General features: G+C 69.0%; 17 protein-coding genes. 7 read left to right on the top strand and 10 right to left on the bottom strand.

Annotation, left to right across the window (positions count from 1 at the left end; all coding sequences use genetic code 11):
* Position 1: 1 nt before the first annotated feature.
* Positions 2 to 421: a nascent polypeptide-associated complex protein gene (locus ACP96_RS04015; RefSeq protein WP_050032320.1), complete on the bottom strand. Its 420-nt coding sequence runs from the start codon at positions 419 to 421 to the stop codon at positions 2 to 4.
* Positions 422 to 586: 165 nt separating this feature from the next.
* Between ACP96_RS04015 and ACP96_RS04010 the strand changes: the two genes are divergently transcribed.
* Positions 587 to 1,360, top strand: coding sequence for a creatininase family protein (locus ACP96_RS04010; protein ID WP_050032319.1), 774 nt, complete (start codon positions 587 to 589; stop codon positions 1,358 to 1,360).
* A 22-nt stretch (positions 1,361 to 1,382) separates the two neighbouring features.
* Here the strand turns inward: ACP96_RS04010 and ACP96_RS04005 are convergent, their stop codons facing one another.
* Together ACP96_RS04005 and folP are read right to left on the bottom strand one after the other, a co-directional pair.
* Positions 1,383 to 2,102, bottom strand: a complete 720-nt coding sequence (locus ACP96_RS04005) for a 6-hydroxymethylpterin diphosphokinase MptE-like protein (RefSeq protein ID WP_050032318.1) — start codon at positions 2,100 to 2,102, stop codon at positions 1,383 to 1,385.
* Between the two features lie 174 nt (positions 2,103 to 2,276).
* A complete protein-coding gene (gene folP, locus ACP96_RS04000) occupies positions 2,277 to 3,512 on the bottom strand; it encodes a dihydropteroate synthase (protein ID WP_050032317.1) in 1,236 nt (411 codons plus the stop codon).
* 230 nt (positions 3,513 to 3,742) lie between these two features.
* Between folP and ACP96_RS03995 the strand changes: the two genes are divergently transcribed.
* Positions 3,743 to 3,973, top strand: coding sequence for a hypothetical protein (locus ACP96_RS03995; protein WP_050024097.1), 231 nt, complete (start codon positions 3,743 to 3,745; stop codon positions 3,971 to 3,973).
* Between the two features lie 6 nt (positions 3,974 to 3,979).
* On the opposite strand, the gene ACP96_RS03990 is transcribed toward ACP96_RS03995, so the two are convergent.
* Positions 3,980 to 4,573, bottom strand: coding sequence for a DUF192 domain-containing protein (locus ACP96_RS03990; RefSeq protein ID WP_050032316.1), 594 nt, complete (start codon positions 4,571 to 4,573; stop codon positions 3,980 to 3,982).
* Positions 4,574 to 4,668: 95 nt separating this feature from the next.
* Here ACP96_RS03990 and ACP96_RS03985 point away from each other — a divergent pair, with 95 nt between their 5' ends.
* From ACP96_RS03985 to ACP96_RS03970, 4 genes are read left to right on the top strand one after another with little or no spacing between them, the layout of a single operon-like run.
* A complete protein-coding gene (locus ACP96_RS03985) occupies positions 4,669 to 5,265 on the top strand; it encodes a hypothetical protein (protein WP_050024099.1) in 597 nt (198 codons plus the stop codon).
* A complete protein-coding gene (locus tag ACP96_RS03980; RefSeq protein WP_050024101.1) occupies positions 5,262 to 6,080 on the top strand; it encodes an RNA methyltransferase in 819 nt (272 codons plus the stop codon). The genes ACP96_RS03985 and ACP96_RS03980 overlap by 4 nt, the downstream gene beginning before the upstream one ends.
* Entirely contained in the window at positions 6,077 to 6,772 is a 696-nt protein-coding gene (locus ACP96_RS03975; protein WP_394296540.1) for an AzlC family ABC transporter permease, read from the top strand. The genes ACP96_RS03980 and ACP96_RS03975 overlap by 4 nt, the downstream gene beginning before the upstream one ends.
* Positions 6,769 to 7,128, top strand: coding sequence for an AzlD domain-containing protein (locus ACP96_RS03970; RefSeq protein WP_050032314.1), 360 nt, complete (start codon positions 6,769 to 6,771; stop codon positions 7,126 to 7,128). Before ACP96_RS03975 ends, ACP96_RS03970 begins: the two co-directional genes overlap by 4 nt.
* A 29-nt stretch (positions 7,129 to 7,157) precedes the next feature.
* Here the strand turns inward: ACP96_RS03970 and ACP96_RS03965 are convergent, their stop codons facing one another.
* The 3 genes from ACP96_RS03965 to ACP96_RS03955 all read right to left on the bottom strand — a co-directional run bounded on the left by ACP96_RS03965 (position 7,158) and on the right by ACP96_RS03955 (position 8,966).
* Positions 7,158 to 7,526: a hypothetical protein gene (locus tag ACP96_RS03965; RefSeq protein ID WP_050032313.1), complete on the bottom strand. Its 369-nt coding sequence runs from the start codon at positions 7,524 to 7,526 to the stop codon at positions 7,158 to 7,160.
* 45 nt (positions 7,527 to 7,571) lie between these two features.
* Positions 7,572 to 8,192: a GTP-binding protein EngB gene (gene engB, locus ACP96_RS03960; protein ID WP_050024104.1), complete on the bottom strand. Its 621-nt coding sequence runs from the start codon at positions 8,190 to 8,192 to the stop codon at positions 7,572 to 7,574.
* A gap of 63 nt (positions 8,193 to 8,255) precedes the next feature.
* Positions 8,256 to 8,966 carry a DUF4013 domain-containing protein gene (locus tag ACP96_RS03955; RefSeq protein ID WP_050032312.1) on the bottom strand — a complete coding sequence of 237 codons (711 nt, stop codon included), beginning with the start codon at positions 8,964 to 8,966 and terminating at the stop codon, positions 8,256 to 8,258.
* A 149-nt stretch (positions 8,967 to 9,115) separates the two neighbouring features.
* Here ACP96_RS03955 and ACP96_RS03950 point away from each other — a divergent pair, with 149 nt between their 5' ends.
* Positions 9,116 to 9,919 carry a 5-formyltetrahydrofolate cyclo-ligase gene (locus ACP96_RS03950; RefSeq protein ID WP_050032311.1) on the top strand — a complete coding sequence of 268 codons (804 nt, stop codon included), beginning with the start codon at positions 9,116 to 9,118 and terminating at the stop codon, positions 9,917 to 9,919.
* A gap of 52 nt (positions 9,920 to 9,971) precedes the next feature.
* On the opposite strand, the gene ACP96_RS03945 is transcribed toward ACP96_RS03950, so the two are convergent.
* The 3 genes from ACP96_RS03945 to ACP96_RS03935 form a co-directional block, all read right to left on the bottom strand.
* Positions 9,972 to 10,193, bottom strand: coding sequence for a hypothetical protein (locus ACP96_RS03945; RefSeq protein WP_050032310.1), 222 nt, complete (start codon positions 10,191 to 10,193; stop codon positions 9,972 to 9,974).
* A 198-nt stretch (positions 10,194 to 10,391) separates the two neighbouring features.
* Positions 10,392 to 11,486: an archaeosine biosynthesis radical SAM protein RaSEA gene (locus tag ACP96_RS03940; protein WP_050032309.1), complete on the bottom strand. Its 1,095-nt coding sequence runs from the start codon at positions 11,484 to 11,486 to the stop codon at positions 10,392 to 10,394.
* A gap of 37 nt (positions 11,487 to 11,523) precedes the next feature.
* Positions 11,524 to 12,024 (bottom strand): hypothetical protein, encoded by a 501-nt coding sequence (locus ACP96_RS03935; RefSeq protein ID WP_394296539.1) that lies wholly within the window; start codon positions 12,022 to 12,024, stop codon positions 11,524 to 11,526.
* Positions 12,025 to 12,129: the final 105 nt, after the last annotated feature.

The following is a 12,129-nucleotide window of genomic DNA, read 5'->3' as shown; positions in this document are numbered from 1 at the left end:
GTCACTCCAGCTCCGCGATCGCGGCCGCGAGGTCGCCGTCGGCATCCTCCAGGGCCTCGCGGGCCCGCGACTGCGGCACCTCGGCGCGCTCGGCGACGAGCGCCACGTCGTCGTCGGGGATGCCGGCGTCGGCGTCGTCCGCGTCGGCGTCTTCGATCGCCGTCGCCTCGGCGCCGCCCTCGACCGCCGCGGCGCTTCCGCCGGCGCCCGCGTCGGCGACCGAGTCGGGCGAGCCGACGATCTGGTAGGTCTCCTGGCCTTGGGCGTCCATCTTGGTCACCTGGGCGCCGTCGAAGACGAGGTCGTCGCCGTCGGCCGTCTCGATGACGACCCGCTCGGCGTCGAGCTCCTCGACGTCGATCCCCATCTGTTTCATCATCTGTTTCATCTTTCGCGGGTTCATGCCGCCTCCTCCGAACATACGCCCGAATTCGGCGGGACGACACAAAAAGGGTGGCGACACGAGCCGACGCCCCGCTTGGGACCGCCCGGAAGTGCTCGCACCAGCGGTCGGAACGACCGAACGAACCCGGCGAGCCCGACCGAGAAAGCGGGGTTCATACGTCCCCGAACACGGAGGTCAAGTATGTATCTCGCCGACCACACGTGGCCGGAACTCGGGGAGTCGCTGTCGGACGAATCCGTCGCGCTCGTCCCCCTGGGATCCACGGAACAGCACGGCCCACACCTGCCGCTCGCGACCGACCACCTGATCGCCGAGGCGCTCGCGACCGCGGCCGCCGAGGAGACGGGCGCCGTCCGCACCCCCACCGTCACCGTCGGCGTCAGCCCGCACCACCGGCAGTTCCCGGGGACGATGTGGGTCGACCCGCCGGAGTTCCGCGACTACGTGGAGTCGTTCACCCGGAACCTCGCGTACCACGGGATCGACCGGGTCGTGTTCGTGAACGCCCACGGCGGCAACGTCCAGCACCTCCGGGAGGTCGGACGCAGACTCCACGAGGACGAGACGGCGTACGCGATCGAGTGGATGTGGGACGAGTCAATCCCCGAACTCGTCGACGACTTGTTCGAGCACAACGGACCCCACGCGGGGCCGAAGGAGACCGCGATGATCACCCACATCGCCCCCGAACTCGTCAAGACCGACCGGCTGGAGGACGCTCGCGACGACGGGCTCGTCCACCTCGACGAGTCGGACGCGATGGTCCACGGCGCCCGGACGTTCTACGACTCCATCGACAACTCCGCGAACGGGGCGTTCGGCGACCCGACCGACGTGACTGAAGAGAAGGCGGAGCGGCTGTTCGAGGCCGCGAGCGACCAGCTCGTCCAGTTGGTCGAGTGGCTCGACGCTCGCGACCGCGCGGAGCTGCTGCCGAAGGACCGCGTGGAGTAGCGCTCTCCGTCTTTCTTTTAAACTACCTGTCGTCGCGTCCCCGAAGAATCGGTGCGAGCGCGTCGTCGAGCCCCTCGCGGCGCCCGTCGAGGACCGCGAACCGCTCGTTGCGGCGGCACTCCAGCCACCGCAACAGCCGCGCGGCCCAGTCGAGCTTCCGCGCCTTCATCGGGTTCACGTCCGGGTCGTCGAAGTCCCACCCCGGGAAGACGAGGCGCCCGGCGCCAACGTGGTCCGCGAGGAAGGCGGCGCGGTCGCCGTCGGTGAACCCGCCGAGGTTCCGGACCGGACCGACGGGGGCCGCCTGCGTCGTCGCCAGCGTCGCCTCGTCCGCGAACCGGGGGAGCCACTCGCGGACCGCGGGGACGTTGTCGCCGTGGGCGTGGGCCGCGACCGGAACGCCTTCGCGGGTGAGTTCCGCCGCGGTGTCGGGGTTCTTGTCGAGGTCCGTCACCATGCAGTCGACGGCGACGCCGCGCTCGCGCAGGGCGTCGGCGGCGGTGGAAGCGGCGACGACGGCGTCCGCGTCGCGGGCGGTCTCGACCTCGTCGGGTTCCTCGACCAGACACGGGGCGGCGCCGACGATCGCCACGGTCTCGCCGCGCCAGTCGCCGAGCCGATTGAGGGGGAACGGGGTCGCGATCTCGGCGGCCACGTCGCGAGCGCGTTCGTCGGCCGCCCGGTCGAAGCCGAAGTCCGCGAGGATCGCCTCGTAGGCGGGTTCGAAGGTCTCGAAGTTCATCTCGGATCCCCCGCTGTCGATGCGTACATTCCGCGTCTCGACCGCGATACCGCACAGCGCCGCCGCTGGTAGGGCGGAATATGGTATGGGCCGGAGTAGCACAGAGTACCCCTACCCGCGTGCCCCTCCGGCGTCCAGTGAACGGGTTGTCTGCACGACGGCATAAACTTTCTCTTACTTGGAGGTGTCATCGATTCGTTCCAGTGCGGCGTCGAGCGCGTCTGAAACCCCCGAAACCGACGATCGAACCCCAGACACCGCGTTCGGCGTTCCGACGAGGAGTCCGGACCCCCTGTCGGCACCGCTGCAGCCGGGTGTCCCGCCGTCGGTGGCGGAGGACGGGCTCGCGGTCTCGTGAGCGGCGGAGCCAGCGAGTGTGAAGGCCGCGCCGACGCCGGGCTCGGCGGTCGCCGCCCGGAGCGCGCCGACCGCCTCGTCGGTGAGCCCGCCGAGTTCGTAGGTGCGGACGACCGCGTCGCCGGCGACGGACGGGTCGGCGCCGAGGCGGTCCAGGTGACGCTCCGCCTCCCGAACGGTCGTCACGTCGAGTTCCTCGACGGCGACCTCGCCGGCGTCGGCCTCGTCGCCCGAGGGGACCCGATCCCGCGCGAACTCGGCGCCGACCAGCGCCGCGTCGCGCGTCTCGGCCACGTCGTGGGTGCGGATCACGTGGGCGCCGCGCTCGACTGCCATCGAGGTAGCGGCGAGGGACACCGGGAGGGCCTCCTCGGTGCTCCGTCCCGCGATCGTCTTGAGGAAGCTCTTGCGGTTGATCGAGACGAGGAGTGGGCGGCCGTACCCCCGGAACTCGCGGAGCCGGTGGAACGTCTCGCGGTCGTCCTCGTGGGTCTTCTCGACCGACCAGCCGCCGAACGCGGGGTCGAGGATCGTCTTGTCGGTGAGGCCGTTCATCGAGAGCGCCTCGTAGATGTCGTCGACGTCCTCGATCGCGCCCGGGCGCTCCAGATCAGGCGGCGAGGCCATCTTCGAGACGACCGCGTCATGCTCGCGGCAGATCCGCGGCATCTCGGGATCGGCGAAGCCGCAGATGTCGTTGACCATGTCGAATCCCCGAGAGAGCGCTTCGTCGGCGACCTCGTGGTAGCGGGTCTCGATCGACCAGACGGCGTCGCCCGAGGTCGACTCCAGCGTCTCGACCGCGGTGTCGAGCCGGTCCAGCTCCTGTTCGGCGGAGAGTACGTCGAGGTCCTTGTTGGCCGACTCGAGGCCCACGTCGACGATGTCGGCGCCCTCGCCGATCAGTTCCTCGTCGACGTACGCGGCGGCCTCGCCGGGGTCGTCGTACACGCTCGGGTCGTACGGCGACTCCGCGGAGACGTTCAGCACGCCCATGATCCGGGGCGGGTGGTCGTCGCCGATCCCGAGCCCCGCGGCGTCCACGTTTCGCATACGATCGCCACGTGCGCGAGCGGTATAAACGGGACGAGTGCACGGAGCGGACGAACCGCGCCGGCGGGCGGGACCACCGATAGATCGGGTGGGTGAGAGGTGACCCGCGACGGGTCGTCGGACCGGTGGCGGGTCGTCGATCGGTCCTCGATCGCAACGAGACGTGTCAGTATGAGACATGACGGCAGCGGTCGAGAACGCGTTAATGCCGTCCAGCACGGACGTAACGCATGAACACGAAAGCAGAGGACCGATTGCTCGGAGCCGCGTCAGCCGCCCTCGTCGCGACGATAGGTGGCGAACTGCTCGGGAGTCAACTTCTCATCACGCTCGGCGTGGCCGGGTTCGCCGTCGCGATCTTGGCACTGTTCGCGGTCATGACTGTCGTGCTCGGAGCGAGCGTCGCTCGATCCCCGGAGCTGAACGCTCCTGACCCGACGGCTATCGACAGAGCTCGATAGACGGGGTCACAGCTCGAACGCCAACGAGTCGCCGACCTCGACGCCGCGTCGGTCGGTCCACTCGTAGGGGAGTTCGAGCACGTACTGTCCGGACCCCGGATACCGCTGCTCGCTCCCGTCCTCGTTCGGTCCCGGTTCCGGTGCGTTGTGGATCCGTGTGATCGTCGCCTCGGCGTCGGCGTAGACGATGTCGATCCCGAAGTCCATGTCCGGCATGATGAACGTCAGCGACTCCCGTGGCTCTGGGTACACGAACAGCATTCCGGCGTTCTCGGGGAGCGTGGGGGCGTCGCTGAGACCGAGGACCCGTTTGTCTCGCGTGTCCGCGACCGCCGCTCGCACCGCACCCAAATCGTCGCCCTCGGATGTCCGGACGGTCACAGTGATCGCCTCGTAGTCGGCGTACGTCCCAGAGGGCCAGTCGGTCGGGAGGTCGCTCGTGGCGGTGTCGGTATCGCCGTCGTCGTCGGCGTCTCCGTCACCCTCCCCGTCGCTCTCGCCTTCACTCCCACCACCCGCCGTCGGCGCGCTTCCGCCACAGCCCGCGAGCCCGCCGATCGACGCGACACCCATCGCCGCGAGGACTCCCCGTCGTCGCATTGGCGGGGGTACGGGCCGCGTCCGTATATGCCTCGCGAACGGGCCCTCGTCGCCGGAAGGACGCGCTTTTATCCGCGACTCGCGTAGCCTCGGGCATGGCGAAAGTGAGCGTCGGCCTCCGCGGATGGCGGTTCGACGAGGAGGATATCTTCACCGGCGACGAGGAGCTGAAGCCCCTCGACGAGATCCCGGACGGGCCCCGAGAACGTCTCGTCAGACTCGTCGGGCTCGTCGAGGAGCCCTGCGACGTCTGTTACCTCGAACACGGTGAAGCCGAGATCCAGCGGTGTAACCAGGCCGAGATAGTCTACGGCGAGCCGAAGGGAGAGGTGCTGCTCTGTCCCGAGCACGAGCCGGACCTGCTCTACTGGTTCCGCGAGGAGGGCGGCAGCGAGCACGCCGGCTCCCTCGAGTTCGGCGACCGCTTCCACGAGTGGGTCGCCGCGGGCAACGAGGCCCCGGAGGGGTACGCCCCGGTCGAGCACGTCGAGGAGGACCCCGACGGGCTCCCGGACTTACCGGACCAGCAGGACGTCCAGGAGCGCGTCGAGCAGGACTTCGAGGGCGACCGGATCGACATCCTCGAACTCGCCGGCGAGAGCGACGACAAGCAGGGGGACACGGAGGACAAGCTGAGCGAGGACGACCTCGACGACGTCGACCTCTCGACCGACTACCCGTCGAACCAATGAGCGGGGGAGACGAGGGCGACGGCGACGGTCACGAGTCCCCTCAGCCCCGTCGCAAGCCGGTCGTGGTCGTCGTCGAGCCGGAGACGCCCGGCAACGTCGGCACCATCGCCCGAGCGATGAAGAACTTCGGACTCACCGACCTCAAGCTGGTCGATCCGCCGGAGCTGAAGGAGGACGGCGAGGCGTACGGCTTCGCCGGCCACGCCCGCGAGGACGTACTCCCGAACGCCGACGAGGTGACGTTCGACGAGGTCGTCGCGAACTACCACACGGTCGGCACCACCGCGATCACCGGCGAGGACGACCAGAGCCACGAGCGGTTCCCCTTCAAGACCCCCGTCGAACTGCGCGAGTCGCTGGAGACCGTGGACGCGCCGACCGCCATCGTCTTCGGCCGCGAGGGGCGCGGCCTCAACAACGAGGAGCTCTCGCGGCTCGACGAGGTGTGCTCGATCCCGGCCGCCGACGACTACCCCGTGTTGAACCTCGGGCAGGCCGCAACCGTCCTCCTGTACGAGCTCCGCGATCTCACCGTCGACGAGACGCAGCTCCCCGACACCGCGGTCACGCGCGCCCCCGAGGGCGACGTGGAGCGCTTCCACGAATTCTTCGGCGAGTTCCTCGAGTCCACCGGCCAGCGCGAGCACGTGCGCGAGAAGAACGCGCTGCTGATGCGCCGGCTGCTCGGGCGCGCGCACCCGACCGAACGCGAGATCCACTCCCTGCTCGGCACGTTCCGCAAGGCCAACACGAAGCTGGAACACGCCGACCACCTCGCGGCGAAGCACGACGAGCCCGTCTACCCGCGAGAGTGACCGTGGACGGAGACTTCACTGACGGCGACATCTGGGCCGGCGTCCGAGACGTGTCGCCGCTGCTGCTCGGGATCGCCCCGTTCGCCTTGGTCGCCGGTATCGCCGCCGTCGACGCCGGGTTGGGGCTCGCCGAGGCGGTCGGGATGTCGGTGATCGTGTTCGCGGGCGCCTCCCAGCTCGCCGCGATAGATCTGATCGGGTCGAACGCGCCGTTCGCGGTCGTGGTCGGCACCGCGGTCGTGATCAACCTCCGGGTGGTGATGTACTCGGCCTCCATCGCCCCGCACTTCGCGGACTACGGTCGCAGGTTCCGGGCGGGCCTCGCGTACCTGCTCACCGATCAGGCGTACGCGCTCTCGGTCGCGGAGTACGAGGCCAACCCGGAGCGCAGCCGGTGGCGCTACTACTTCGGCGCGGCCGCGGCGCTGTGGGTGGTCTGGCAGATCGGCACGGTGGTCGGCGTCGTGGTCGGCGCCGGCGTCCCCGACGCGTGGGGCCTGACCTTCGCGGTCCCGCTGGTGTTCCTCGCGCTCCTCGTCCCCGCGATGAAGGACCGGCCGACCACCGCCGCGGGCGTCGCCGGCGGCACGATCGCGGTCGTCGCCGCCGGGCTCCCCCTGAACCTCGGGCTGCTGGCCGGCGCGGTCTCCGGAATTGCGGTCGGCCTGCTGACGGAGGTGTACGAGTCGTGACCGGCGGCTCTCTCCTCCCCTTCGGCGACGCGCTCGAACTCTGGCTCACCATCGTCCTCATCGGGCTCGCGACGTACGGGTTCCGGCTCTCCTTCATCCACCTGTTCGGCCGGATCGACGAGGTTCCCGCCCGTATCAAACGCCCCCTCAGGTACGTCCCGCCGGCCGTGCTCGCGGCGCTCGTGCTCCCCGATCTGGTGACGATCCGGCCCTCGGTCGCCGCGACGCTCGCCGACGAGCGACTGATCGCCGGCGCCGTCGCCGGCGTGATCGCGTGGCGCACGGAGAACGTGCTGGCGACCATCACCGGCGGGATGGTCACGCTGTGGCTGTTCCGGTTCGTCGTGTTCGCCTGAGGTCGGAGCCGGCCTCCATCTTTCGCCGGTCACGCGATCCGGTCCGCGTCCCGGCGGGCGAGTAGGAACACGGCGATCGCACAGAGCGCGGCGAACGGGACCGCCGTGTCGACGCCAACCAGGTCGCGAGCCGGCGGCACCGTGTACGAGACCGCGGCGGCGACGAGGAGGGCGTAGCCGAACGCGGCGATTCCGAGCAGAGACGGCCGAGTCCCCGGTCTGGCCCAGAGACGCGCCCACGTCGTGATCCCCGCCGCGGCGCCGGCGACGAGTCCGGCGGGGAGCCCGACGAGCGCGGAAAAAGCGATTCGAGCGGCGAGGAGTTCGGTGAACAGCGCGGCGACGGCGAGAAACGTCGTGAGCGCGACGCCGAGTGCCGCGACGGGACGGGCGTTCATACGGACGCGATCGTCGGCTCGCTACTTAAACGAGCGCGCGGTCGCTCAGGAGACGAACTTCAGCAGGTCGTCGCGGTTGTGCTCGTGGAAGCGCGTCCGGAGACACTCCTCTAACGCCTCGACGTCGCCCTTCTTCGCACAGATCGGCGCGATCCGGTCGGACCACTGCTGCCACGGCGGGTACAGCCCGAGCCGGTCGCAGATCGCGTCGAGCCGCTCGTCGAGGTCGTCGATCTTGTCGGTCTTGTTGACGGCGACGATGGGCTCGACGCCTACGTCCTCGAGGAAGCCGAACATCTCCACGTCGTGGGGAATGTTCCCACGCTCGGCGTGCCGGTCGATGATGTCGACGGCGGCCTTCCCGTCCATCACGACGACGCCCGCCAGGATCGAGTCGGCGTTGTCCTCAAGGTAGTGAACGATGTTCGTCTTGATCGCCTCGCGGTGCTCCTCCTCGACGCCGGACATGAAGCCGAACCCGGGCAGGTCCGTGAACATGAAGCTCTCGCTGGCCCAGTCGAAGTGGTTCGGCTGGCGGGTGACGCCCGGCTTGCCGCCCGTCGAGAAGTCGTGGCCCGTCAGCTCGCGCATCAGCGTGGACTTGCCGACGTTCGAGCGCCCCACGAGGACGACCTCGGCGTCGCGGTCCGGCCGGTCTTCGAACATACCCGTACGTGGGCGGTTGAACGGTTTAAAAGGCGCGTCGCGGAACGCGTCGATGGGACGCCTTCAGTACGCCACGTCGTCGCCGACCGTCCCCACGTTGCCGCCGGCCGACCCTGTCTCGATCCGGTCGTTCACGCTCGCGAACGCAGAGCCGAACATCCGGAACACCGCGACCTGTCCGTAGAACTGGACGAAGGGAACGAGAAGGAGGCCGACGACAGTCACCGTAAGCACCGCCGTGACGATCCACATGATCACTGCCACGACGATGGGCATCAGCACGGCGACGAGGTATTCGGTGCTGAACAGCGCCGGCTTCAGCAGGTCGAGGTCGAACGCGGCGCCCATCTCGCCGCGGGCCGCGTACGCCGATAGCGCGGCGGGAACAGCGTAGTAGATGAAGAACAGCACGGGGAGAAACGCCAGCGCGAGCAGCACGCCGACGACCCCGATGAGCGCGCCGGCGTCGCCGCCGATCGCGCCGCTCGTCCCGCCCACGACCGCAACGACGACCCCGTACACGATCACCGGAATAACCATGTACGCAATCGTGATGATCGTTCCGATTACGCCCTTCATCAGGAGGTCGCCCCACTCGTCGAACTCCGGCGGTACGTCCTCGCCGCCGATGGTCCGTTCGAGCACGCGGACGAGGTACCCGACGATCACGAACGCCGGGAGCAGGAGGACCGAGAAGAGCCCCAGTATTCCTCCGATGATGATCCGCCCGATCCAGTCGCCGCGAACTGGGTACGAGAGTCCGTCTTCGAGCATGGATGAACTCACACACATCTGATATATAAATACGCCGGTAGATCGACCCGACCGCTGGACGGGAGCGGGATGAGGGCGGGGATGACCGAGACACGGGGGACGACGCCGGGCTTCGTGGACTACTTGTCGCCGCGTCTCCACCGTCGAACATGAACAAACAGGCCGTCCGCGAGACCGTCTGGGACGCCTTCGAGGCGGGCGACCAAGCACGGTTCCCATTCCCGCCGCACGATCGGATCCCGAACTTCGCGGGCGCCGACGCCGCCCGCGATCGCCTGACCGAGACCGACGCGTGGGCGTCGGCGGCGACGCTCAAGTGCAACCCGGACGCGCCGCAGCTCCCCGTGCGACGCGCCGCGCTCCGGGCCGGGAAGACGGTGTACGTCGCCCAGCCGCGGCTCCGCGACGCCGACCCGTTCCTCCGGCTCGACCCGGAAGCGATCGCGGCCGACGGCAGCGAGGCGCACCGCGCCTCTGGCAGTCGGGCGAAGCCCGACGACGACGCCGATATCGACGACGCCACCACCGTCTCGGGCATCTCGACGTACGGCACTCCGGTCCCGCCGGAGGACGTGCCGCACGTCGACCTCGTGGTCGCCGGCTCGGTTGGCGTCACGACCGACGGCGCTCGGATCGGGAAGGGGGAGGGGTACAGCGACTTAGAGTGGGGCGTGCTCAGCGAACTTGGCGCTGTCAATGACACGACCGCGGTGGCGACCACGGTCCACGAGCTATCGGTCCTTGACGGTCCCGAGTCGCCGATCGCGGACGCCGCCGACCTCCCGGCGCCCGACGCCTACGACGTGCCGCTCGATCTGGTAGTGACTCCAGAGCGAACGATTCGAACCGACACGCCCTATCCGCGCCCGGAGGGGATCGACTGGGACGCGATCGACGACGAGAAACTGGACGCGATTCCGGTGCTGGCCGAGCGCGCGCCGAGGAGGGAATGAGGTACGGGCCGGAGGGGATCAGGGAGTAGCGCTCGACCGACCGATTCCGTTCTCAGTCCGCTCGCGGCGCCGGCGCCGACCGCTCCGTCCGGTGGTCGGCGACGTGCCCGCACTCCGGGCACACGATGGTGCGCTCGTCGCCGTCGCTGACGACGAGCCACCCCTCGGAGACGGGGTTCTCGAAGCTGCACTCCGCACAGAACAGGACCGACTTCCCGCGGAGGGACCGGGAACCGCTGGCGTCCGACCGGGAACCGCTGGCGTCTGCGTTCATGGTTCACCTCAGTATCCGGAGGTATAAGGGTCTTTTTCGACCTGATCGATCGGTATGATCCGCATTAACACGCGTATACTGTTCAGAAATTTGTTCAAAACAGATCGTACGTTTCAGAATATAGATGTCATCTGATCGCAACCGTCCCCGATCGCTCCCGTTTCTGACGGAGCGCGGAGGGCGGAACGGGAGACGGAGCTACCGCGCGAGTGGCATGTTGTAGCTCGTCTCCTCCGCCATCACGAGCTCCCACGTCGCCTCGCACTCGCAGGACACCTGCTCGAAGACGCTCGGGTCCTGCCGCTTGTCGAAGTCCTTGATCGCGGTCTGGACGCGGTCGTCGCACTCGCCGCAGTTGTGCGCGCCGCGGTCGGAGCCGTGTCCGACCGGGTCGGAGACGACGATGGCGTCGACGTCGGCGGTTTCTTCGAGGACGTGCGCCACCGACCAGAGCCACGGCGGGCGGTACCCGCCCTCGAAGAACAGCTCGTCGACCATCGTGTAGCGCTGGACGTTCGTCGGGTTCATCGAGACGGTGTGACAGCCGTCCACGTCGGCGCAGCGCCGGATCGAGTCGATCATGTCGGCGGCAGCCTCGGGCTCCGCGAGGAAGGGCGGCTTCATGAGGAGGTACGCCTTGATCCCCACGTCGGCGTCGAAGTCGTCGTCCGCGGCGGCCGCCTCCGCGCAGGCGTCCTCGAAGTCGGCGAAGTCGAAGTACTTGTTCACGCAGTCGTGGCGGACGCGGTCGGTCGCGGTCTCCAGCCCGACCGCCACGTCGGTCGCGATCCCGTGGTCCGCGAAGTCGCCGATCTTCTCCCGGCTCACGAAGTCTGGCAGCGACTCGACGACGATCCGGTCGCGGTCCGCGAACGTCTCGGCGATGGCCCGCCGGGTCTCGGCGGGGACCTCGCGCTCGTCGAGGAAGGATCCGGAGGTGTAGATCTTGATCAGCTCTGCCGGGGCGTCCGCTTCTTCTTGCTCGTGGTCGAGGCACACCTCGATCTGGTTCATGAGGGCTTCGTGGCTCACGCTGCCGCCCTCGACCGACTCCGCGACGTAGCCGCACATCGTACAGCCGCCGGCGCGGGCCCACCGGCAGCCGCCGGTGTTTAAGATGATCGTGAGGGAGTTCACGACGCCGTCGGGCGTGTTGTCCTCGTCGATCCACACGCGGGTGGGCTGGGTCGGGTCGTACGTCTCCGAGCGCTCGGCGCGGATATCGCGCATCACCGCGTTGTGCGCGTCCATCCCGCGCCCCTGCTCGTACGCGTCGGGGCTCGGCTTGCTCATTACCGGAGGAAGCGGCCGAGCGCGTAAAGCCGTGTCGTCATTGCTGCTCGTCGCGGCCGATCCGGTGGAAAGCGGCGGCCGCGAGGACCACCGCGATCCCGAGACACGCTCCGACCGCGTTGACGGCGGCGTCGCGCCACGCGAACGACCGCCACGGGATCGGCGCCTGAAGGAGCTCGATCCCGAACCCGAACGCGACCGCTGCGCCCGCGGCGAGGAGGAGCCCGAGGCGGCCTCGACCGATCGCGCGGCTCGCGAGGACCGTCAGGACCGCGTAGCCGACGAGGTGGAAGGGGTCGGTGAAGCCGATGTCGAAGGGGAGCGCGTCGACGAACGCGGCGGCTCCGCCGCCGCTTCCGACACCGCCGCCGCCCGCACCCTCCGCCCCGCCGGGTGCCACCCACGACACCGGGACCACCGACGCGATGAGGACCGCCAGCGCGAACGCGATGGTGCCGAGCCGCGAGTCGCTTTGGTCGCCCCGATCCGCGCGGCTATCGGTGTTGTCGCGGTCGCGTTCGCGGTCGGTCCCGTTCACGCGTTTTCGTTCACGGCCCGCGAAGTTATCGGTCACGGAGCGATCACAGATCGGTCACAGGGAGCGGTGGCGTCTCAAGATGCGCCGTCCGCAGCGTCCCCACGC

The sequence above is a fragment of the Halorubrum halophilum genome (assembly GCF_000739595.1).
In the GTDB taxonomy this organism is placed as follows: domain Archaea; phylum Halobacteriota; class Halobacteria; order Halobacteriales; family Haloferacaceae; genus Halorubrum; species Halorubrum halophilum.
The sequence above is the reverse complement of the archived record's forward strand: the minus strand, read 5'-3'. Positions and strand labels throughout refer to the sequence as shown.

Excerpts from the sequence above, each read along its gene's own strand:
- ACP96_RS03945 (WP_050032310.1), bottom strand. The coding sequence starts at position 10,193 with ATGAACGCAGACGCCAGCGGTTCCCGGTCGGACGCCAGCGGTTCCCGG.
- ACP96_RS03995 (WP_050024097.1), top strand. The coding sequence starts at position 3,743 with ATGAACACGAAAGCAGAGGACCGATTGCTCGGAGCCGCGTCAGCCGCC.
- folP (WP_050032317.1), bottom strand. The coding sequence starts at position 3,512 with ATGCGAAACGTGGACGCCGCGGGGCTCGGGATCGGCGACGACCACCCG.
- engB (WP_050024104.1), bottom strand. The coding sequence starts at position 8,192 with ATGTTCGAAGACCGGCCGGACCGCGACGCCGAGGTCGTCCTCGTGGGG.
- ACP96_RS03955 (WP_050032312.1), bottom strand. The coding sequence starts at position 8,966 with ATGCTCGAAGACGGACTCTCGTACCCAGTTCGCGGCGACTGGATCGGG.
- ACP96_RS03980 (WP_050024101.1), top strand. The coding sequence starts at position 5,262 with ATGAGCGGGGGAGACGAGGGCGACGGCGACGGTCACGAGTCCCCTCAG.
- ACP96_RS04005 (WP_050032318.1), bottom strand. The coding sequence starts at position 2,102 with ATGAACTTCGAGACCTTCGAACCCGCCTACGAGGCGATCCTCGCGGAC.
- ACP96_RS03950 (WP_050032311.1), top strand. The coding sequence starts at position 9,116 with ATGAACAAACAGGCCGTCCGCGAGACCGTCTGGGACGCCTTCGAGGCG.
- ACP96_RS04015 (WP_050032320.1), bottom strand. The coding sequence starts at position 421 with ATGTTCGGAGGAGGCGGCATGAACCCGCGAAAGATGAAACAGATGATG.
- ACP96_RS04010 (WP_050032319.1), top strand. The coding sequence starts at position 587 with ATGTATCTCGCCGACCACACGTGGCCGGAACTCGGGGAGTCGCTGTCG.
- ACP96_RS03990 (WP_050032316.1), bottom strand. The coding sequence starts at position 4,573 with ATGCGACGACGGGGAGTCCTCGCGGCGATGGGTGTCGCGTCGATCGGC.
- ACP96_RS03940 (WP_050032309.1), bottom strand. The coding sequence starts at position 11,486 with ATGAGCAAGCCGAGCCCCGACGCGTACGAGCAGGGGCGCGGGATGGAC.
- ACP96_RS03965 (WP_050032313.1), bottom strand. The coding sequence starts at position 7,526 with ATGAACGCCCGTCCCGTCGCGGCACTCGGCGTCGCGCTCACGACGTTT.
- ACP96_RS03985 (WP_050024099.1), top strand. The coding sequence starts at position 4,669 with ATGGCGAAAGTGAGCGTCGGCCTCCGCGGATGGCGGTTCGACGAGGAG.